Genomic DNA, 20,550 nt, shown 5'->3' on the forward strand with positions numbered 1-20,550 from the left:
GCTCCCGGTGGATGACCGGGTTGATAGGCCGGGTGTGGAAGCGCGGTAACGTGTGGAGCTGACCGGTACTAATAGGCCGAGGACTTGACCTCAAAGCATGGTTTGTTTTGGTGTGTGCTGCGCTCTGTTGCTCTTTGTGGGTTCAGGGCTGCGCCACATGGGAGAGAAACTTTTTTGCTCGCGTCCACTAAGCAATTCTGAGACAGCAAACAGCAGTGTTGTTTGTGTGTTTCATGGTGTTACGGCGGTTATGGCGGGAAGGAAACACCCGGTTACATTCCGAACCCGGAAGTTAAGCTTCTTTGCGCCGATGGTACTGCACTCGGGAGGGTGTGGGAGAGTAGGTCGCCGCCGGACAATCTTTAAAAGAAGGGCCCTCGGCCGTACTGGCTGAGGGCCCTTTCTGTTTTTCGTGGTGGGGGGTTTCCAGCTTCGGTTTCCGGGGTTGGGGGCCCTCCCTTTTTTGTTGTGTGGTTTGAGGGCTTCACGTTGGTCGCGTGGGGCCCCTTTTTTGTGGGGTTTTTGGGTTGTTCTTCTTGCTGCGGGTTGCTAGTTCGGGTGGTGATCGCTGTTGTCAGGGCCGCCTTGGGTCGAATGCGTCGGGGCGGGAGTTGTGGCCTCTGTTGAGGGTTTGACGGCCGCTTTGAGGCTTTGACGTCTGTTTCGGGTTGTGGTGTGGGGTTCGGGTTGTGGCTGTATGCCGGCGGTCGGCGGGTCGTGATCGGCTGGTGGATGATCGCGGTCCCGGCGTTCAAGTTGCTGTTCTGAGAACCGTTCCGGTCACTGTCCTGCTCTCTTGATCGCTGTCTCGCTGTCCTGCTGCCGTTCTGATCGCCGTTCCTGGGTTGCCCCCGGTGCTGTCCACTTCAGGCGCTGCCACCCGTTCTGGAGACCGTGATCCTGTCTCCAGGCCGTCGCTCGCCCCTTTGGGTGGTTCCCTGGGGTGGTGGCGGTTCGGGCGGGTGTCGTTCGGATTTGTGGTCGGCGATGTGTTCGCCCCGCGTCCGGAGCGCCTTGTGTGGTCAGTAGGGTTGAGGGGTGGATTATCGTGCGGTCGAACGTGCCATCATGGAGCGCGGCGTCGAGTGGGATTTCGAGCCGACGCTCGACAGGATCGCGGCACTTCTGGATCTGCTCGGCTCCCCGCAGCGGGCGTACCCGGTCATACATATCGCGGGCACCAACGGCAAGACGAGCACGGCGCGGCTCACTGAAGTGCTCCTCAGGGAGCGCAATCTGCGGGTGGGGCGGTTCACCAGTCCTCATCTGGTGTCGGTGCGCGAGCGGATCACCGTTGATGGGGAGTCGCTGAGCGAGGAGCGGTTCGCCGAGGTCTACGAGGAGATCATCCCGTATGTAGACCTGACCGACACGCAGGGCCGGCGCATCCAGTTCTTCGAGTTGCTGACCGCGATGGCGTTCGCGGCGTTCGCCGACACGCCCGTCGACGTGGCGGTGGTCGAGGCCGGCATGGGTGGGTCGTGGGATGCCACGAACGTGGCCGACGGCGTCGTTTCGGTGGTCACGCCCATTTCACTGGACCACACCGACCGGCTCGGGCCCGACATTCCCAGCATCGCCGGGGAGAAGGCGGGCATCATCAAGCCCGGCGCGACGGCGGTGCTGGCCCAGCAGGAACTGGCGGCGGCCGAGGTGCTGATGCGGCGGGCCGCCGACGTGGGCGCGGTGGTGGCGCGTGAGGGGCTCGAGTTCGGGGTGCTGAGCCGTGAGGTGGCGATCGGCGGACAGTTGCTGACACTGCGCGGCCTCAAGGGTGTATACGAAGAGGTCTACCTGCCGCTCTACGGGGCTCATCAGGCGAGCAACGCCGTATGCGCGCTGGCCGCCGTCGAGGCGCTGACGGGCGGTGACGACCCGCTCGACACCGATCTCGTACGCCAGGCGTTCGCCCAGGCGTCCTCCCCGGGGCGCATGGAGGTCATGCGACGCACACCGACGGTCGTGATCGACGCGGCCCACAACCCCGGCGGCATGCAGGCCACGCTCGAAGGGCTGCACGAGGCGTTCGACTTCGCCAAGGTGATCGGCGTGGTGTCGGTCATGCGCGACAAGGACGTCGACACGCTGCTCGAGCTGCTTGAGCCGGTGCTCGACCAGATCATCGTCACGCGTAACTCCTCGCCCAGGTCGATGTCGTCCGAGGAACTGGGGTCCATGGCCGAGCCGCTGTTCGGCGAGGACCGCGTGCACGTCGTGGACCGGCTCGACGATGCCATCGACAGGGGAATCGGCATGGCCGACGCCGAAGGCGAGTTCAGCGGCACCGGGGTGTTGATCACCGGGTCCGTCGTCACGGCGGGTGACGCGCGGAGGCTGCTGAAGGCGGATGGTTCGCGATGAACTTCCAGGTAACGCCAGGAATGCGCAGGTTGGGCGCCTCCGTGCTCGGCATGGAGGCCATCGTGGCGGGGCTGACCACGCCCGTGGCGATCAGCGTCGGCGGCGTGGCGCCTACGCTGGCCGTGACCGTCGGCATCGGGCTCGCCGTGCTGTGTGTGGTCGTCGTGGGCCTGCTCAAGCGGCCTTTCGGGTACGTCGCCGGCAGCGTCGTACAGGTGCTGGCCATCGCCACCGGGTTCCTCGTGCCCACCATGTTCTTCCTCGGCGCGATCTTCGCCGCGCTGTGGATCACGGCGATTATCGTCGCTCGCCGTGTCGAGGGCGCCACTTCCCGCTAAAGTCGGCCAACATGGCCGTCCCCCCGATCCAGCGGTCGCCCCATTCGGTCGGCGACAGACGCCCTTGGTTGCTCGAGACGTCACTCGGGCTGCTCGTCGTGGTAGCGCTGCCCCTGGCGATCGTCACGATCCCCAATACGCTCTCCGTCGTCGCCAAGCTGTTGCCCGGCGACATCGACCAGGTCGGGCTCATGCGCACGCACGGGCTTGCCCTGCCCGCCATGATGCTGACCGTGCCGTTCGCGGCCGTGGCGCTGCGCCGGGTTCCCGCCGCCCAGTTGCTGGTCGGCGCGCTGGCGCTGGTGGCGCTCTCCGACGTCGCGGGCGGCTACGCGGCCTCCGAGCTCATGGTCGGAGCGGCACGCGTGCTGCGCGGCATCGGCTCGGGTGCGGTCGTCGTGGCCACGCTGGCGGCGGTCTGGGACCGCGCGACGGCGCTGCGGGCCCTGTGGGTCGGCATGTTCAGCCTGAGTCTGCTCGCGGCGCAGGCGCTGGCCCTGTGGCCGCTCGACGACGTAAGCAGCTGGAAGGTCACGCTGCAGCCCTATCCCCTGGTGACCGGGGTGGCGCTCATGCTGGCGGCGACCCACCTGATCGCCTGGATGGCGCTGGGCCGTCCGGCCGAGCCTGGCCCCGACATCCGCGAGCGCGGCCGGTTGCTGCTGTCGGCGATGCCCGCGGCGGCGATCGCGGCCGCGGCGATCAGCACGGCGACCGAGGGCTGGCGGGCGATCCCGGTGATGTTGCTGGCCGGGCTGGCGATCGCCGGGCTGCTGGTGCTGGCCGCATTTGGTGCTGCACCGGGCAGGACGCAGGCCTACTCCATGGTGGCCGTCGGCGTCGTGCTGCTGCCGAGCGCGGCCCAGGTCACGATGGTGGAGATGGGTGGGCTCGGTGGGCCTGGGCTGAGAGGGCTCTGGGTGCCCTACACCGTGGCGGGAGTGCTCGCCGTGGCGGCCTCCGTCGCGGTGCGGCTGCTCGTGCCCGCCCCTGGGCGGTGGCTGGCGCCGTTGGGGCTGCTGACCATGGTGGTGGGGCTGTGCTCGCTGCGCCTGGTGGTGCCGTCGGCCGACGGGCTCGTGCTGATGCTTCCGTTCACGCTGCTCGCGGTGGGGGCGGCCGTGGCGTTGACGTCCGCGCTGCAGGGGACGAGCATGGGCGCGGCCGCGTTCGGGCTGTCACTGGGCGTTGCGGGGGTGCTGGCGGGGTTCCTGCTCGGCACCGGGGTGCAGATGGCCATGCTGGACGGAGTCGCCTCGGCGCAGGAACTCGTCGACGGCTTCGTCGGGGCGCTGCACCTGTGGGCGTTGATCGGCGGATTCCTGGTGGTGGCGGTGATCGTGCTCGCCTCCGTGATGACGCGCGGACCGGGGAGGAGGGCGGGGGCCGTGGACGACGACGGCTCCGATGTCCCGCCGTCAGGTCCGTCGGGGACGCGTGCCGCGAGTTCCGACACCCTGCCGTCCGACGTGCTGCTCGTTCGGGGAGCGCCTGATCCCGGGCCGGACGACGATGAGCCCACGGGAGTGGTGCCCTGTGTGGTGGCGCCCGTGTCCGCGTTCGACTCGATCAAGTCACCGGGCGAGGAGGAGGCCGCGTCCGCGATGCCGGCGAAGGCGCATTCGCCGGAGGACACCACCTCCGCCTAGCTCCGTATTTCGCACCTGCCGGTCCGTAACAGGTCAGCCGCCTTCGGCTTACCAGCCTCACTCCCATCCCTCGCACTTGCCGGAGCCGATGGCGACCGAGTCGAGGGCCGTTGTCAACCAGGCCCAGGGACACCCCTGCCGAAGTGCGGCGGGGTGGGGAATGGCGGGCAAGTTGTAGTGACGTGCGGAAAACGGGCTTGGCTCCCGTTTCTCCCCAAGGACACCCCTGCCGAAGTGTGGCGGGTGGGGAATGGCGGGCAAGTTGTAGCGACGTGCGGAAAACGGGTCTGGCTCCGCGAGATGAGGGTGGGGCGTGGGACGGTAAGCTGAGGCCCGGCCACGGCGACGTGTGGGCCCGTGCCCCGCGAAGCACCGCTCGCGGCGGTCCGTTGCCGCGACTTCAGACTGTTCGAAGGAGAACTCCAAGTGTCCGAGCGCACTCTTGTCCTGATCAAGCCCGACGGGGTTAAGCGCGGCCTCATCGGTGACGTGATCGCCCGCGTGGAGCGCAAGGGCCTCAAGGTCGTGGCGATGGACCTGCGCACCCTCGACTCCGACACGGCCAAGACGCACTACGCCGAGCACGCCGAGCGGCCGTTCTTCGGCGAGCTCGTCGAGTTCATCACGTCCGGGCCGCTCGTGGCGATGGTGCTCGAGGGGCCGCGTGCCGTCGAGGCATTCCGCGCGCTGGCCGGCCTCACCGACCCGGTCAAGTCGGCGCCCGGCACGATCCGCGGCGACCACGCCCTCGAGATCAGCGAGAACGTCGTCCACGGCTCCGACTCGCCCGAGTCGGCCGCCAGGGAGATCAAGATCTTCTTCCCGGACCGGTTCTGACCGAGCCCGCCCATGTCGCGCCCGCACAGCCGTCGCTGTGCGGGCGCGCCGGTTTTTGTCGGGCCTCTCGCGTAGGGTTGGCGGGCGTGGAGGTCATCTGACGGCGAGCTGATGTGTACCGTTTTGGAGCGTTCCATGCGCCGATGGGGCGCTGTGGGGCAATCCGGGCAAAATTGCGGTTGCGGTAGAGGCTGGAGATTTTTGACGGGCGCGAGGGCTCATTGCGCCCATCGGTGGGTACGTCACGTTACGATTCGAATTCGATCCGTAGTCATTCGCGAACGACGTTACGGAGGGCTCCGTTCCCCATGGGCAGCAAGCTCGCGTTTCTCGGCCGTGACATGGCGGTCGACTTGGGTACCGCCAACACGCTGGTCTACGTGCGCGGCCGGGGCATCGTGCTCAACGAGCCGTCAGTCGTAGCGATCAACACCGCCACCGGCAAGATCGTGGCGGTCGGCATCGAGGCCAAGCGAATGATCGGCCGCACACCAGGCAACATCGTCGCCGTCCGCCCGCTCAAGGACGGCGTGATCGCCGACTTCGACGTCACCGAACGAATGTTGCGATATTTCATCCAGAGAGTTCACAGACGCCGCCACTTCGCCAAGCCGCGCATCATCATCGCGGTGCCCAGCGGCATCACCAGCGTCGAGCAGCGCGCGGTGAAGGAGGCCGGCTACCAGGCGGGGGCCAGGAAGGTCTACATCGTCGAGGAGCCGATGGCCGCCGCCATCGGGGCCGGGCTGCCGGTCCACGAGCCGACAGGGAACATGGTGGTCGACATCGGTGGCGGCACCACCGAGGTGGCGATCATCTCGATGGGCGGCGTGGTCACCAGCCAGTCGATCAGGATCGGCGGTGACGAGCTCGACCAGGCGGTGATCGCGTACGCGAAGAAGGAGTTCTCGCTGATGCTCGGCGAGCGCACCGCTGAAGAGATCAAGATGGCCATCGGGTCCGCCTGCCCCGACGGCGAAGAATCGCATGCCGAGATCCGCGGCCGCGACCTGGTCAGCGGGCTGCCCAAGACCATCATCGTCTCCAGCCAGGAGATCAGGAAGGCGATCGAGGAGCCGGTCAACGCGATCGTCGACGCGGTGCGCACCACGCTCGACAAGTGCCCGCCCGAGTTGTCCGGCGACATCATGGACCGCGGCATCGCGCTCACCGGCGGTGGCGCGCTGCTCAAGGGGCTGGACGAGCGCGTCAAGACGGAGACGGGTATGCCCGTGCACCTGGTCGACAACGCCCTCGACTCGGTCGCCATCGGCTCAGGCAAGTGCGCGGAGGAGTTCGAGGCGCTGCAGCAGGTTCTTGTTCCGGAGTCGCGGCACTGATGAATGACTCGCGCCGGGCCCGGCTGATCCTCGGGGCGCTGCTGGCAGCGGCCCTGGTCATCCTGACCATCGATCATCGCACCGGCGACAGCTCACCGCTGCGCCCGCTGCGTGCGGCCGGGTCCTGGCTGTTCGGCACGGCCGAGCAGTTCGGCGGCGGGGTGGTGCGGCCGGTCGGCGACTTCGTGAGCGCCATCCTGAGCGCGCCGAGCGCCCAGCAGCGCATCGAGGTGCTCAAGGAGGAGAACGCCCGGCTGCGGGCGGGGCTGGTGGCGGGCAAGCTCGACGCGGACCGGTCCAAGCAGCTCCAGCAGATGCTCGGGCTGGCGGGGACCGGCGGATACAAGATCGTGACAGGCAACGTGGTCGCCAGGCGCGGGCAGCCGGGGTTCGAGGACGCCGTGCAGATCGACGTCGGCACGAGCGACGGGGTCCAGCCCGACATGACCGTGCTCAACGGCGACGGGTTGATCGGGCGGGTCATCCAGGCCTCCTCGCGTACGTCGACGGTGGTGCTGCTCAGCGATCCCGCCTCGGCCGTGGGGGCGCGGCTGGAGGGCGGCAAGGAGATCGGGGTCGTGCACGGGGTGGGGGAGAACGGACGGCTGGTGCAGTTTCGTCTGCTCGACTCGACCGCGCCGCTGACCAGGGGCGGGCGCATCGTCAGCTTCGGCTCCGAGAACGGGCGGCCGTACGTGCCCGGGGTGCCGATCGGGGTGATCGAGCGGGTGGAGTTGACGCCCGGAGAACTGACGCGCATCGCCTACGCCAGGCCCTTCGCGGATCTGACGGCGCTGGACGCGGTCGGCGTGGTCGTCCAGGCGCCCAAACGGGACCCGCGTGACGCGGTGCTGCCTCCCAAGGAGGGGGCGCGATGAGCGGGGCTCGGTGGGCGCTGACCCACGGGAAACCTGGGGCCGGTGGCGCTCGATTGGTGGTGGCCTGCGGGAGTGCTGTGGCCCGTGGTGCTCGGGAGGCAGTGGCCTGCGGGGGCTCTGGGGCAGGTGATGCCTCTGGGGTGATGACTCGCGGGGTCTTCGTGACGGATGGTGTCTCTGTGGCGGTGGCCGGTGGGGGTGCCGTGATGGTGGGTGCCGCCGGGACGGTGGGTCGCGGGAGTGCTTGGGCGGATGGTGCCTCTGGAGCGGTGGCCGGTGGGGGTGCCATGACGGGTGGGGTCGCCGGGACGGTGGGTCGTGGGGCCGGTGGTGGCTTTGAGGTGATGACTCGCGGGGGTGCGATGGCGAGTGATGCGCGGTGGGCGGTGGCTCGCCGGGGTGGCGTTCGGCCTGTCGTGGTCCCGGAGGGGGGCCTGGTGCGCTGCGGAAAGGGGATGCGGTGATCGGGGGGCTGGCCGTGCTGCTGGCGTTGCTGGCACAGGTCATGCTGGTCAATCGGGTGTCGCTGCCGGCCGGCGGGGCGCCTGACCTGGTGTTGCTGACCGTGGTGGGTTCGGCGCTGGAGCGCGGCCCGTCGTCGGGGGCGATGCTCGGGTTCTTCGCGGGGCTGATGGTCGACATCATGCCCCCGACGGCACACCTGGTGGGCCAGTACGCGTTCGTGCTGGCGGTCGTCGGCTACGTCGCGGGGCGCGGCGCGGGTGGGCCGGTGACGACCGTGGTGCTGTGCGTGCTGCTGGCGCCGCTGCTGGCGACGGTCGTGGCTGGGCTCATCTCCGATCCCCGCGTGACGTTGTCCACGCTGACCGAGCAGGCGCCCGTCACCATCGTCTACACGCTGCTGGCCGCCCCCATCGTGATCTGGCTGACCACCCGCGACGGGCACGCGAGGTTCTCGACATGATCAGGATGCGGGCTCGGCTGCTGGTGCTGCACGTCCTGGTGCTCACGCTGCTCGTGGTGCTGGCCGTGCGCCTGTGGCAGGTGCAGGTGGTGCGGGGGCAGGAGTTCGTCACGCGCGCGACGGAGACCAGGACGCGGGCGGTGATCGTGCCGGCGGTGCGCGGGCAGATCCTCGACTCGAAGGGGCGGCCGCTGGTCCGCAACAAGACCGCGCTGGTCGTATCCGTGGACCGCACCAGGCTGACCAGGATGCGCGACGGCGGCATCAAAGTTCTGACCAAGCTGTCGGAGGTGCTCGGCCGGCCGGTCTCGGACCTGCAGCAGCGGATCAGGCCGTGCGGGCCGGGGGTCGGCAAACCGTGCTGGACGGGGTCGCCGTACCAGCCCGTTCCGCTGGACGAGAAGGTGGACACCCGGCAGGCGCTGCAGATCCTGGAACGGCAGGAGGAGTTCCCCGGGGTGACGGCGGAGATCCATTCCGTCAGGCAGTATCCCGGGGGCAGGGCGGGGGCGCAGATGCTCGGCTACCTGCAGCCGGTCACCGAGGCGGAGCTGGAGAAACGCGAAGGGCTCAAGGCCAGCTTCTCCGGCGTCGACCTGGCTGGGCGCGATGGGCTCGAGTACGTCTATGACGACGCGTTGCGCGGCAAGTCCGGGCTGCGCCGGGTTCAGGTCGACAGGATGGGCAAGGCGCTCGGGGTCGAGGACCAGGTGATGCCCATCCCCGGCGATCATCTGGTGACCAGCATCGACTCGCGGGTGCAGGCCGTGGTGGAGAAGGCGCTGGACGACGCCATGAAGTCGGCGCCGGCGGCCGACGGCGGCGCCGGGGTGGTGCTCGACGCGCGTACCGGACGGGTGGTGGCGCTGGCCAGCGCGCCCGGCTACGACCCGGCGATCTGGGCGGGCGGGATCTCCACCCGCGGCTACCAGCGGCTGCTGTCGGACGAGTCAGGCAAACCGCTCGTGTCGCGGGCGATCAACGGGCAGTTCGCGCCCGGTTCCACGTTCAAGATCTCGTCGGTGTCGGCGATGTTGCGGGCCGGCTATCCGCTGAACGGCAACTACTCGTGCCCGGGGTCCTACGCGGTCGGCGGACGGGCGTTCAACAACTTCCGCGGCGTCGGGCTCGGCACGCTCAGCCTGCACACGGCGCTGGTCAAGTCGTGCGACACGATCTTCTACCGGGCCGCCTACGAGCAGTACCTCAAGGACGGCGGGCGCAGCCCGAAGAAGACGCCGAAAGAGATCTTCTCCAACACGGCCAGGTCGTTCGGGTTCGGCAGCCCGACCGGCGTGGACCTGCCAGGCGAGTCCCACGGCCGCATCCCCGACCGGGCCTGGAAGAAGGACATGTGGAACCGGACGAGCGCCACCAACTGCGAGCGGTCGCGCAAGGGGTACCCGGAGGTCAAGGACAAGGCGCGGGCGGACTTCCTCAAGCGGCTCGCGCTGGAGAACTGCACAGAAGGCTTCCTGCTGCGGCCTGGTGACTCGGCCAACTTCTCCATCGGCCAGGGCGACGTGCTGGTCACCCCGATGCAGTTGGCCAGGGCGTACATGGCGCTGGTGAGCGACGGCAAGGTGCGCAGCCCGCGCATCGGGTGGGCGCAGGTGCGGCCCGACGGCAAGGTGGTCCGCACGATCCCCGTGCCCGTGGTGGGCAAGCTGCCGATCAGCGAGAAGGAGCGGCTCTACATCAAGAACGCGCTGAGCCAGGTCGCCCAGGACGGCACCGCGGCGGGCGCCTTCGCCGGTTTCCCGATGGACAAGGTGCGCGTCGGCGGCAAGACCGGTACGGCGGAGGTGTGGGGCAAGAAGGACACCTCGTGGTTCGCCTCGTTCGCTCCGACGAAGAACCCGCAGTACGTGGTGGTCGTCATGGTCTCCCAAGGTGGCATGGGAGCGGAGACGGCGGCCCCGGCCGTGCGGGCGATCTACGAGGGCATCTACGGCATCAAACGGGAGAAGGCGGCGGTTCCGGGCGGGCGGCTGCAGACGAGGCTGCCGGAGTTCCGGCCCGATGGGACGGTGGCCAGGGGATGACGACCGTCCAGAGGGCCGGTGCGCAGGTGACCCGCACCAGGTTGTCGCCCAGGTGCTGGTTGACGACCGTCCAGGGGGCGGGGGTGCGGGTGGCTCATATCAGGTTGTCGTCCGGGGGTTGGCTGACGACCGTGCAGAGGGTCGGTGTGCCGGAATGAGCGCCAGGACCGTGGCCATTCGGAGGCCCTCGCTGCTGCGGAGGATCGCCGGTGAGGAATCGCCCGTCAGACGGCTCGACGGGGTGATGCTGGTCGCGGTGCTGGGACTGTGCGTGATCGGCACGCTGCTGGTCTGGTCGTCCACCAGGACGTGGGCTCCCGGCTCCACGGGACTGGTGAAGAAACACCTGCTCAACGAGGTCATCGGCGTGGTGCTGTGCGCGCTGGTGGCGCTGGTCGACCACCGGGCGATGCGGGCGTACGCGCCGCTGGTGTTCCTGGTGTCACTGGTGGGGCTGGTGCTGGTGATCACGCCGCTCGGCGCGACGATCAACGGGTCGCACTCGTGGATCCTGCTCGGCGGCGGGTTCGCGGTGCAGCCGTCGGAGTTCGCCAAGGTGGGGCTGCTGCTGATCATCGCGATGCTGCTGGCGCAGCCGGGCGAGGGCACCGATCGGCCGCGCGGGCTCGACATCGTGCTGGTGCTGGTCGCGGCGGGGATCACGATGGGGCTGGTCATGCTGCAGCCCGACCTCGGCACCGCGCTGGTGCTGGCGGTGATCACGGCCGCCGGGCTGGTGATCGGGGGAGTGCGCAAGCGGTTGATCGCCGTGCTGACGATGGTGGCGGCGGCCGGGATGTTCTCGGTGTTCTACTTCCAGCTCCTGGAGCCGTACCAGGTGGCGCGCTTCACCGCGTTTGTCGATCCGAGCGTCGATCCGCGCGGGGTTGGCTACAACAGCACGCAGTCGCTCATCGCGATCGGCTCGGGACAACTCCTGGGCAAGGGGCTGCTCGGCGGCGGGCAGACGACCGGCAGGTTCGTGCCCGAGCAGCACACCGACTTCATCTTCACGGTGGCGGGGGAGGAGTTCGGGTTTCTCGGGTCGGTCACGGTCGTGCTGCTGCTCGGCGTGGTGCTGCTGCGCGGGCTGAAGATCGCCAGGCAGTGCGAGGACCGGTTCGGGACGCTGGCCGCGGGCATGATCGTGTGCTGGTTCACGTTCCAGACGTTCATCAATGTGGGGATGACGATCGGGATCATGCCGATCACGGGTCTGCCGCTGCCCTTCGTCTCCTACGGCGGCACCGCCACGTTCGCCAATCTGATTGCGATTGGGCTTCTCCAGGCCATCAGGGTGCGTAGACAGTCGTTTAATTAGAGGTATGAGCATGTTCTTGGCTTATTGCGATGAATGCGAGGCGCGGTTCCTGCTGCCCGCGAACCATGTCGTCGCCGTGCACAACCTCGCCGCCGGTGTGATCGCCGTCGAGCTGACCTGTTACGAGGGGCACCACATCATGGTGCTCAGCGGAAACGACATCGACATCCCCGGACCTGCCACCGTCTGATCGCCGCTACCCTGATGGGTATGTCTGTCGAGTCGATTTTCCCCCGCCTGGAAGCGCTGCTGCCCAAGGTGCAGAAGCCCATCCAGTACGTCGGGGGTGAGCTCAACTCGACCGTCAAGGACTGGGATTCCGCCGACGTGCGGTGGGCGCTGATGTATCCGGACGCCTACGAGGTCGGGCTGCCCAACCAGGGTGTGGCGATCCTCTACGAGATCCTCAACGAGCTGCCCGGAACGCTGGCCGAGCGCACCTACGCGGTCTGGCCCGATCTTGAGGCGCTCATGCGAGCCGAGGGCGTGCCGCAGTTCACCGTCGACGCGCACCGGCCGGTGCGCGCCTTCGACGTGCTCGGTGTGTCGTTCTCGACCGAGCTCGGCTACACCAACCTGCTGACCGCGCTTGACCTGGCCGGCATTCCGATGCTCGCGGCCGACCGGGGTGAGGACGATCCGATCGTGCTCGCCGGCGGCCACGCGGCCTTCAATCCCGAGCCGATCGCCGACTTCCTCGACGCGGCCGTGCTCGGTGACGGCGAGCAGATCTCCATCGCCATCAGCGAGGTCGTCCGCGAGTGGAAGGCGGAGGGCCGGCCCGGCGGCCGGGACGAGCTGCTGATGCGGCTCGCCGAGTCGGGCGGGGTTTATATACCGAAATTTTACGATGTGGACTACCACCCGGACGGGCGCATCCAGCGCGTCGCACCCAACCGCGCCGACGTGCCGTGGCGGGTGCACAAGCACACCGTGATGGACCTCGACGAGTGGCCCTACCCGAAGAAACCACTGGTGCCGCTGGCCGAGACGGTGCACGAGCGGTTCAGCGTGGAGATCTTCCGCGGCTGCACGCGCGGCTGCCGGTTCTGCCAGGCGGGCATGATCACGCGGCCGGTGCGTGAGCGTTCGATCACCACGATCGGCGCCATGGTCGACAACGGCGTCAAGGAGTCCGGCTTCAACGAGGTCGGCCTGCTGTCGCTGTCGTCAGCCGACCACTCCGAGATCGGCGAGGTCGCCAAGGGCCTGGCCGACCGCTACGAGGGCACCAACACCTCGTTGTCCCTGCCCTCGACCAGAGTCGACGCGTTCAACATCGACCTGGCCAACGAGTTCTCCAGAAACGGCAGGCGTTCGGGCCTGACGTTCGCGCCCGAGGGCGGTTCAGAGCGCATGCGCAAGGTGATCAACAAAATGGTCACCGAGGAAGACCTGATCCGCACCGTCACCACGGCCTATTCGCAAGGGTGGCGGCAGGTCAAGCTCTACTTCATGTGCGGGCTGCCCACCGAGCAGGACGAGGACGTGCTCGGCATCGCCGACCTGGCCAAGAAGGTCATCCAGGCGGGCCGGGAGGCCACCGGCAGCCGCGACATCCGCTGCACGGTCTCCATCGGCGGTTTCGTGCCCAAGCCGCACACGCCGTTCCAGTGGGCGGGGCAGGCCGACCACGAGACCGTCGACCGGCGGCTCAAGCAGTTGCGCGACTCGGTCAGGGGCGACAAGCAGTACGGCAGGGCCATCGGCTTCCGCTACCACGACGGCAAGCCGTCCATCGTGGAGGGGCTGTTGTCGCGGGGCGACCGCCGGGTCGGCGCCGTGATCAGGGCCGTCTGGGAGGACGGCGGCCGATTCGACGGGTGGAGCGAGCACTTCTCCTACGAGCGCTGGATGACGGCGGCCGAGAAGGCCGGGGTCGACGTCGACTGGTACACCACGCGCGAGCGGGAGGAGAACGAGGTTCTGCCCTGGGACCACCTCGACGCGGGGCTCGATCGCGAATGGCTCTGGCAGGACTGGCAGGAGGCCGTCTCCGGTGCCGAGGTCGAGGACTGCCGCTGGACTCCGTGCTACGACTGCGGGGTTTGCCCCACGATGGGCACGGAAATTCAGATCGGCCCCACGGGGCGGAAACTCCTTCCTCTGACGGTGGTCTAGCGCGCTCAGTGGGCGAGCCGTGCCTCGGCGTACACGTACACACGTCGGCGCGGCTTATCCTGAGACGAAGGAACTCTTACAAGGGAAGGACGACAAGGCTCTGAAACCTGTTCCAGAAGGGCCTCCGCCCGCGCCCACGGTGCAGCGCCTGCGTGTGCGTTACGCCAAGCGCGGCCGTCTGCGCTTCACCAGTCACCGCGACATCTCGCGGGCCGTCGAGAGGGCGGTTCGCCGTGCCGGCATTCCGGTGGCTTACAGCGCGGGCTTCTCGCCCCACCCGAAGATCTCCTACGCGGGCGCGGCGCCGACCGGCGTCGCCAGCGAAGCCGAATACCTCGAGATCGGTGTTACCACGCCGTGCGACCCCGGCCAGGTCAGACAGAGCCTGGACGAGTCGTTGCCGCATGGGCTCGATGTGCTCGACGTTGTGGAGGCGGGGCAGGGTGGGCTGGCCGACCGCTTGGAGGTCTCCGACTGGGAGGTGCGGCTGCCCGGTGCCGATCGCGAGCTCGCCGAGGTGGCGGCGGAGAAGTTTCTCGCGGCGGGCACCGTGGAGGTCGAGCGCCTCACCAAGAAGGGCACCCGCCGCTTCGACGCGCGCGAGGCCGTCCTGGTGCTGACGGTTTCCGAGGGAGCAGATAGAACCGCAGCTCAGGTGCTTGGAGGGCCGTGTGTCATACTGCGCATGGTTGTTCGGCACATGACGCCTGCCGTTCGACCCGACGATGTGCTCACAGGGCTGCGCCTTGTGGCCGACTTCGCGCCGCCGGTTCCCCCCGAGGTGACCAGGCTGGCGCAGGGGCCGCTCGACGTAAGTACCGGTGCGCTTGCCGACCCGCTCGACCTGGACCGCGACAACACGCGCGGCGGCGAGGCGGGACCGGCGGGTGAGCACGTCGCCGGTTAAGGAGGTGCCCTGCGCGAGCCGGGCACGACCGCTGACAGGACTTGGCGCCGATACCCCCCTCCTGGGGGCATTGGCGGACAACGAGACACGAGGGCTCCTGCGCGGCGCGGCGACGCGCCCGGGAGCTGACGGGAGAGCGCCCGCATGCTCGAGAACGAGCCCAACGCCGGGGCCACGGGCCCTGACGGGGAGACAACTGAACAGCCCGAGGTGACCGTACGTCGCCGCTCCGCCAGCCGCCCCGCGGGTCCTCCGCCGGAGCTGCCCGAGGAGCCGACGGCCGGTCCTGTGACCATAGCCGCCGCCCAGACCGCGCCGTCCGTGGCGGAGGTGCAGGCGGTCCAGAGCAACGCCGCGCAGCGCGCGGCCGGCGAGCCGGGGGCCCAGCTCCTGGCGGACGCCGAGGCCGCGACCGCCGCGGTGGAGAGCCGGGTCGAGGCCGCCGTCGCCGAGGCTGTCACCGATGCTGTGAACGAGAGCGCGGCCGAGGCCGTGGCGGAAGACAAGCCGAAGAGGGCCGCCAGGACGCGGTCCACCGCCACGACCACGCGGCGGCGTACGACGAAGAAGGCCGCCGAGGAGGCCCAGCCGGAAACCGCGGGAGCGCTCCCCGAGGGCGCGCCCGCGGAAGAGGTGGCTCCGGTGCGGCGCAGGACCCGCAAGAAGGCGGAGCCCGAGGCCCCCGTCGCCGGCGAGGCCGAGGTGGTCGCGCCCACCGGCGGGGCCGAGGCCGCCGCGCCCTTCGGCGCGGAAGGCGCGGAAGAGGCCGAGGTACGGCCCACGCGCCGGCGTGCGGCCACGCGCAAGAGCGTGACCTCCCGCGGCCGCGGTGCCGCTGCCGAGGCCGGTACGCCTGAGGAGGCGTGGTCCGGTGGTGCCGATGCGGCGCGTGCGGGTGCTGAGGTGGGCGTCGGAGGCGGCGCCGCGGCGGCGCCTGCCGGTGCTGAGGCCGGGGCCGGGGCGGCTGCGTCCAATGGTGCGCAGGCCGATGGCGCGCGGGCCGGCGCGGCCGGTGGCGCGCGGAACGGTGGCGTGACTGGCGGTGCGCGGAACGGTGACGTGGCTGAGGCCGCGCGGGCCGGTGGCGCTGTTGCCGGTGGCACCAGGGATGGGGCCGAGGCCGGTGGTGCGTCCTCCGGCGGTACTGCGGCCTCTGGTGGCACGGCCGCCGGCGGTGCTGCGGCCGAGGCCGGCGAGGGCGCCGACGAAGACATCATGGAGAGCCTGCCCGAGGACGAACCGCTCGACGACGAGCCCGCGGGTGAGGACCTCGACGAGGAGACCGCACGGCCGAACCTGCTCGCCGACCCGTTCGGGCTGTCCGCCCGCCGCCAGGACGAGCCGGACACCGCCTTCCAGCGGCCCGCCGCGATCTTCGCGCCGCTGTTCCAGGCGCCCGACCCGAGCAGGGCCAAGCCCGCCGTGACCCGGCGCGCCGAGCCGCCGCAGCCGCCCGCGGAGCCGGCCGAGGCCGAAGAGCCGGTTGACGAGTCCACGACCGAGGACGAGACCGACGCCGACACCTCCGACGAGCAGGAGGAGGAAGGCGGCAGCAGGCGCCGTCGCCGCCGTCGCGGCGGCAGGGGCCGCGGCAAGGCGCGCGAGCGCGACGAGGGCGAGGACGGCGAGGAGTCCGAGGAGGACAACGACGAGGAGCAGGGCGAGGAGGCCCAGGAAGAGGAGGTCTCCAGCTCGCGCCGCCGTCGCCGTCGCCGTCGCAGGGGTGGCGACGAGGGCGCCGAGCCGGCCAGCGATGACCCGCCGAACACGGTGGTGCGCATCCGCGCGCCGCGCTCCGGGCGTGCGAGCTCGCTCGACACCGCCACCGACGGCGTGCAGAGTGTGCGCGGCTCGACCCGGCTGGAGGCCAAGAAGCAGCGCCGCCGTGAGGGGCGCGAGCTCGGCCGCAGGCGTCCGCCGATCATCACGGAGTCGGAGTTCCTGGCCCGCCGCGAGTCCGTCGACCGGATGATGGTGGTGCGCCGCCAGGGCGACCGCACCCAGATCGCGGTGCTCGAGGACGGCGTGCTCGTCGAGCACTACGTCAACCGCGAGGCCAGCCAGTCCTACGTCGGCAACGTCTACCTCGGCAAGGTGCAGAACGTGCTGCCGTCGATGGAGGCCGCGTTCGTCGACATCGGCAAGGGCAGGAACGCGGTCCTGTACGCCGGCGAGGTGAACTTCGACACCGCCGGGCTCGAAGGCCAGCCCAAGCGCATCGAGGCGGCGCTGAAGTCGGGGCAGTCGGTGCTCGTCCAGGTCACCAAGGATCCGATCGGGCACAAGGGCGCCCGCCTGACCTCGCAGATCAGCCTGCCGGGACGCTACCTGGTGTACGTGCCGGACGGCTCGATGACCGGCATCAGCCGCAAGCTGCCCGACAAGGAGCGCACGCGGCTCAAGAGCATCCTGAAGAAGGTCATGCCGGAGAACGCCGGTGTGATCGTCCGCACCGCGGCCGAGGGAGCTTCCGAGGACGAGCTGGCCCGCGACGTGGCCCGGCTGTCGGCCCAGTGGGAGAACATCCAGAAGAAGGCCAAGTCGGCCAGCCCGCCCGAGCTGCTGTCGGCCGAGCCCGACCTGACGATCAGGGTCGTGCGCGACGTGTTCAACGAGGACTTCACCTCGCTGGTCGTGCAGGGTGGCGAGGCCTGGGACACGGTGGACGAGTACGTCAAGTACGTCGCGCCGCACCTGGCCGAGCGCCTGTCGAAGTGGGACGGCGAGCAGGACGACGTGTTCGAGTCGTACCGGATCGACGAGCAGCTCGCCAAGGCGCTGGACCGCAAGGTGTGGCTGCCGAGCGGTGGCTCGCTGGTGATCGACCGTACCGAGGCGATGACCGTCGTCGACGTCAACACCGGCAAGTTCACCGGCCAGGGCGGCAACCTCGAGGAGACCGTCACCAGGAACAACCTGGAGGCGGCCGAGGAGATCGTGCGCCAGCTCAGGCTGCGCGACATCGGCGGCATCATCGTCATCGACTTCATCGACATGGTGCTGGAGTCCAACCGCGATCTGGTGCTGCGGCGGCTGCTTGAGTGCCTGGCGCGCGACAGGACCAAGCACCAGGTGGCCGAGGTGACCTCTCTGGGGCTGGTCCAGATGACGCGTAAGCGGGTCGGACAGGGGCTGCTGGAGGCGTTCTCGACGCCGTGCGACTGCTGCAACGGGCGTGGCCTGCTGGTGTCCACGGAGCCGGTCGAGGCCAAGCCCGAGCCGCGTGGCACGCAGGGCAAAATGGCGATCGAGAAGGCGGTCACCGACAAGGTTTCCGCGGCCAAGGACACCTCCAGCCGTGATACCGTGACCGGTGCGCTTGAAGACGTCCCGGTTGACGACGACCAAGCCGGCCAGACTTCCGGCAGGGGGCGGCGACGCTCCCGCCGAGCCAAGTCAGCCGAGTAACTTCGGCAGGCTTCCGACGATCCGTCCGGTTCGCCTAGGAGACCGTTAATCCGGTACCCTGGTGAATCGGTGCGTCAGGTGACGCGCCCTGTTGGCGCGCTTACTCGGTTCGTCGGTTTGAGACAGATCGAATGACAGGCGCAGCATTCGGCGGTCATCTCGTGGGATGACTGTGGCAACAGCGAGTCAGTAGAAGGGTTCCGCGGTGTACGCGATCGTTCGTTGCGGCGGCAGGCAGCAGAAGGTCTCCGTCGGTGACGTCCTCGAGGTGGACAAGGTCGCCGGCGAGGTCGGCTCTTCGGTATCGCTGCCGACGGTGCTCGTCGTCAACGATGGCGACGTGACGACCGAGGCGGGCAAGTTCATGGTCAGCGCCGAGATTCTCGGCGAGACCAAGGGCCCGAAGATCCGCATTCTGAAGTACAAGAACAAGACCGGTTACAAGAAGCGCCAGGGTCACCGTCAGCGGTACACCCAGGTGAAGATCACCGGCATCGACCAGGCCTGATCGGGGAGTTCAGAGATGGCACACAAGAAGGGCGCGTCGTCCACCCGGAACGGCCGTGACTCCAACGCTCAGCGCCTGGGCGTCAAGCGCTTCGGCGGCCAGCTGGTCAACGCGGGCGAGATCATCGTCCGTCAGCGTGGCACCCACTTCCACCCCGGCGACAACGTCGGCCGTGGTGGCGACGACACGCTGTTCGCGCTGGCCGCCGGTCACGTGCAGTTCGGCAAGAAGCGCGGCCGCCGGGCCGTGAGCATCGTTCCTGTCGCGGCTGCGGAGTAACTTCCGAAGCCTTTGAGCTTTGCTGTCAAAGGGGTGGATCCTTCGATCCACCCCTTTGCGCATGTAATACATGGAGGAAGTGCGGGATGCCGGACTTTGTGGACCAGGTGGTCCTTCACATCAGTGCCGGTGACGGGGGAAACGGCTGCGCCTCCATCCACCGGGAGAAGTTCAAGCCGCTCGGTGGCCCCGACGGGGGCAACGGCGGGCGGGGCGGCGACCTCGTGCTCGAGGTCGACCCCAACACCGCGACCCTGCTCGACTATCACCGCAGGCCGCACCGCAAGGCCGAGAACGGCAAGCAGGGGCAGGGCTCCAACCGCGACGGCGCCAACGGCACCGACGTGATCCTGCCCGTCCCGAACGGGACCGTCGTGAAGGACGCCTCCACGGGTGAGGTGCTGGTCGACCTCATCGGGGCCGGCACCCGCTACGTCATCGCGGAGGGCGGCCACGGCGGGCTGGGCAACGCGGCGCTGGCGTCGACCAAGCGGAAGGCGCCCGGGTTCGCGCTGTTGGGCGAGCCGGGTGACACGCTCGACGTCATGCTGGAGCTCAAGAGCGTCGCGGACGTGGCGCTGGTCGGGTTCCCGAGCGCGGGGAAGTCCTCGCTGATCGCCGCGCTGAGCGCGGCCAGGCCGAAGATCGCGGACTATCCGTTCACCACCTTGATCCCCAACCTGGGGGTGGTGACGGCCGGCGAGAACGTGTTCACCGTCGCCGACGTGCCCGGCCTGATCCCCGGGGCGTCGGAGGGGAAGGGGCTCGGGCACGAGTTCCTTCGGCACGTGGAGCGGTGCGACATGCTCGTCCACGTCATCGACTGCGCGACCCTGGAGCCGGGCCGGGATCCGATCACCGACTACGAGGTGATCGAGGCGGAGCTGGCGGCGTACGGGAAGCTTGATGACCGGCCGCGGCTGGTCGTGCTGAACAAGGCCGACGTGCCCGACGCCCGCGAACTGGCGGAGCTGGTCGGGCCCGAGTTCGAGGAGCGCGGGCTGCGGGTGTTCACGATCTCCGCGGCTACGCACGACGGGCTGCGGGAGCTGGCGTTCGCCATGGGCGAGTGGGTGGCGGCGGCCAGGGCGGCCAAGCCGGTCGAGGAGCCCACCCGGCTGGTCATCAGGCCCAAGCAGCTCGGGGACGCCGGGTTCAGGGTGCGGCGGGTCAATGAGAACCTGTTCCAGATCACCGGTGAGAAGCCGGAGCGGTGGATCAGGCAGACCGATTTCAGCAACGACGAGGCGGTGGGCTACCTCGCCGACCGGCTGGAGCGGCTCGGGGTGGAGGAGGAGCTGGCCAAGGCCGGCGCCAGCGCCGGGGCCGAGGTCGTCATCGGGTCGATGGAGGGCGGGTACGTCTTCGACTGGCAGCCCACGCTCAGGGCCGAGTCGGTGCGGCAGGGGCCCCGGGGCTCCGACAACAGGCTCAGCGGTTAGGAGGCCCTTGGGGCGGGCTGAGGCCCGTGGTGAGGGCGCGGTGACCGTGGGAGGGTGCATCTGTGCCCGGACGTGGTGACGGGGCCTGTGGCCGCGTCACGGCGTCGGCCAGAAGGTGCGCCGGGTGTGACGCGAGTGGCCGGTGCTGCGGGAGCGGTTCCACGCCGCCTGCGGAGGGACGCCGCGGCCGC

The 20,550-nt window shown here is 69.2% G+C and carries 16 protein-coding genes and 2 rRNA genes; all 18 read left to right on the forward strand.

Features of this window, described 5'->3' with window-relative positions; all coding sequences use genetic code 11:
• Positions 1 to 92: ribosomal RNA gene (locus ACFOY2_RS03540) — 23S ribosomal RNA — on the forward strand; the annotation flags it as partial.
• A gap of 148 nt (positions 93 to 240) precedes the next feature.
• Positions 241 to 357, forward strand: a 5S ribosomal RNA gene (rrf, locus tag ACFOY2_RS03545).
• Positions 358 to 1,068: 711 nt separating this feature from the next.
• Positions 1,069 to 2,361 (forward strand): bifunctional folylpolyglutamate synthase/dihydrofolate synthase, encoded by a 1,293-nt coding sequence (locus ACFOY2_RS03550; protein WP_379526987.1) that lies wholly within the window; start codon positions 1,069 to 1,071, stop codon positions 2,359 to 2,361.
• Positions 2,358 to 2,699: a DUF4233 domain-containing protein gene (locus ACFOY2_RS03555; protein WP_379526455.1), complete on the forward strand. Its 342-nt coding sequence runs from the start codon at positions 2,358 to 2,360 to the stop codon at positions 2,697 to 2,699. Before ACFOY2_RS03550 ends, ACFOY2_RS03555 begins: the two co-directional genes overlap by 4 nt.
• Before the next feature lie 68 nt (positions 2,700 to 2,767).
• Positions 2,768 to 4,348 (forward strand): hypothetical protein, encoded by a 1,581-nt coding sequence (locus ACFOY2_RS03560; RefSeq protein WP_379526456.1) that lies wholly within the window; start codon positions 2,768 to 2,770, stop codon positions 4,346 to 4,348.
• Positions 4,349 to 4,774: 426 nt separating this feature from the next.
• On the forward strand, positions 4,775 to 5,185 hold the full coding sequence (ndk, locus tag ACFOY2_RS03565; protein ID WP_357826262.1) for a nucleoside-diphosphate kinase: 411 nt from the start codon (positions 4,775 to 4,777) through the stop codon (positions 5,183 to 5,185).
• Positions 5,186 to 5,493: 308 nt separating this feature from the next.
• Positions 5,494 to 6,525, forward strand: a complete 1,032-nt coding sequence (locus ACFOY2_RS03570) for a rod shape-determining protein (protein WP_357826265.1) — start codon at positions 5,494 to 5,496, stop codon at positions 6,523 to 6,525.
• Positions 6,525 to 7,403 carry a rod shape-determining protein MreC gene (gene mreC, locus ACFOY2_RS03575; RefSeq protein ID WP_379526457.1) on the forward strand — a complete coding sequence of 293 codons (879 nt, stop codon included), beginning with the start codon at positions 6,525 to 6,527 and terminating at the stop codon, positions 7,401 to 7,403. Before ACFOY2_RS03570 ends, mreC begins: the two co-directional genes overlap by 1 nt.
• A 460-nt stretch (positions 7,404 to 7,863) precedes the next feature.
• Entirely contained in the window at positions 7,864 to 8,328 is a 465-nt protein-coding gene (mreD, locus tag ACFOY2_RS03580; RefSeq protein ID WP_379526458.1) for a rod shape-determining protein MreD, read from the forward strand.
• On the forward strand, positions 8,325 to 10,373 hold the full coding sequence (gene mrdA / locus ACFOY2_RS03585) for a penicillin-binding protein 2 (protein ID WP_379526459.1): 2,049 nt from the start codon (positions 8,325 to 8,327) through the stop codon (positions 10,371 to 10,373). The genes mreD and mrdA overlap by 4 nt, the downstream gene beginning before the upstream one ends.
• Before the next feature lie 169 nt (positions 10,374 to 10,542).
• Positions 10,543 to 11,694, forward strand: a complete 1,152-nt coding sequence (rodA, locus tag ACFOY2_RS03590) for a rod shape-determining protein RodA (protein ID WP_379526460.1) — start codon at positions 10,543 to 10,545, stop codon at positions 11,692 to 11,694.
• A gap of 4 nt (positions 11,695 to 11,698) precedes the next feature.
• Positions 11,699 to 11,884, forward strand: coding sequence for a hypothetical protein (locus ACFOY2_RS03595; RefSeq protein WP_379526461.1), 186 nt, complete (start codon positions 11,699 to 11,701; stop codon positions 11,882 to 11,884).
• 20 nt (positions 11,885 to 11,904) lie between these two features.
• Positions 11,905 to 13,815 carry a TIGR03960 family B12-binding radical SAM protein gene (locus ACFOY2_RS03600; protein WP_379526462.1) on the forward strand — a complete coding sequence of 637 codons (1,911 nt, stop codon included), beginning with the start codon at positions 11,905 to 11,907 and terminating at the stop codon, positions 13,813 to 13,815.
• Between the two features lie 139 nt (positions 13,816 to 13,954).
• Positions 13,955 to 14,722, forward strand: coding sequence for a TIGR03936 family radical SAM-associated protein (locus ACFOY2_RS03605; RefSeq protein WP_379526463.1), 768 nt, complete (start codon positions 13,955 to 13,957; stop codon positions 14,720 to 14,722).
• A 144-nt stretch (positions 14,723 to 14,866) separates the two neighbouring features.
• Positions 14,867 to 18,130 carry an Rne/Rng family ribonuclease gene (locus ACFOY2_RS03610; RefSeq protein ID WP_449290124.1) on the forward strand — a complete coding sequence of 1,088 codons (3,264 nt, stop codon included), beginning with the start codon at positions 14,867 to 14,869 and terminating at the stop codon, positions 18,128 to 18,130.
• Positions 18,131 to 18,335: 205 nt separating this feature from the next.
• Positions 18,336 to 18,638: a 50S ribosomal protein L21 gene (gene rplU / locus ACFOY2_RS03615; RefSeq protein WP_103963887.1), complete on the forward strand. Its 303-nt coding sequence runs from the start codon at positions 18,336 to 18,338 to the stop codon at positions 18,636 to 18,638.
• 15 nt (positions 18,639 to 18,653) lie between these two features.
• Positions 18,654 to 18,917 (forward strand): 50S ribosomal protein L27, encoded by a 264-nt coding sequence (rpmA, locus tag ACFOY2_RS03620; protein WP_379526464.1) that lies wholly within the window; start codon positions 18,654 to 18,656, stop codon positions 18,915 to 18,917.
• An 86-nt stretch (positions 18,918 to 19,003) separates the two neighbouring features.
• Positions 19,004 to 20,359: a GTPase ObgE gene (obgE, locus tag ACFOY2_RS03625; protein WP_379526465.1), complete on the forward strand. Its 1,356-nt coding sequence runs from the start codon at positions 19,004 to 19,006 to the stop codon at positions 20,357 to 20,359.
• Positions 20,360 to 20,550 lie beyond the last annotated feature (191 nt).

This window comes from Nonomuraea purpurea (assembly GCF_042650645.1).
Taxonomy (GTDB): domain Bacteria; phylum Actinomycetota; class Actinomycetes; order Streptosporangiales; family Streptosporangiaceae; genus Nonomuraea; species Nonomuraea purpurea.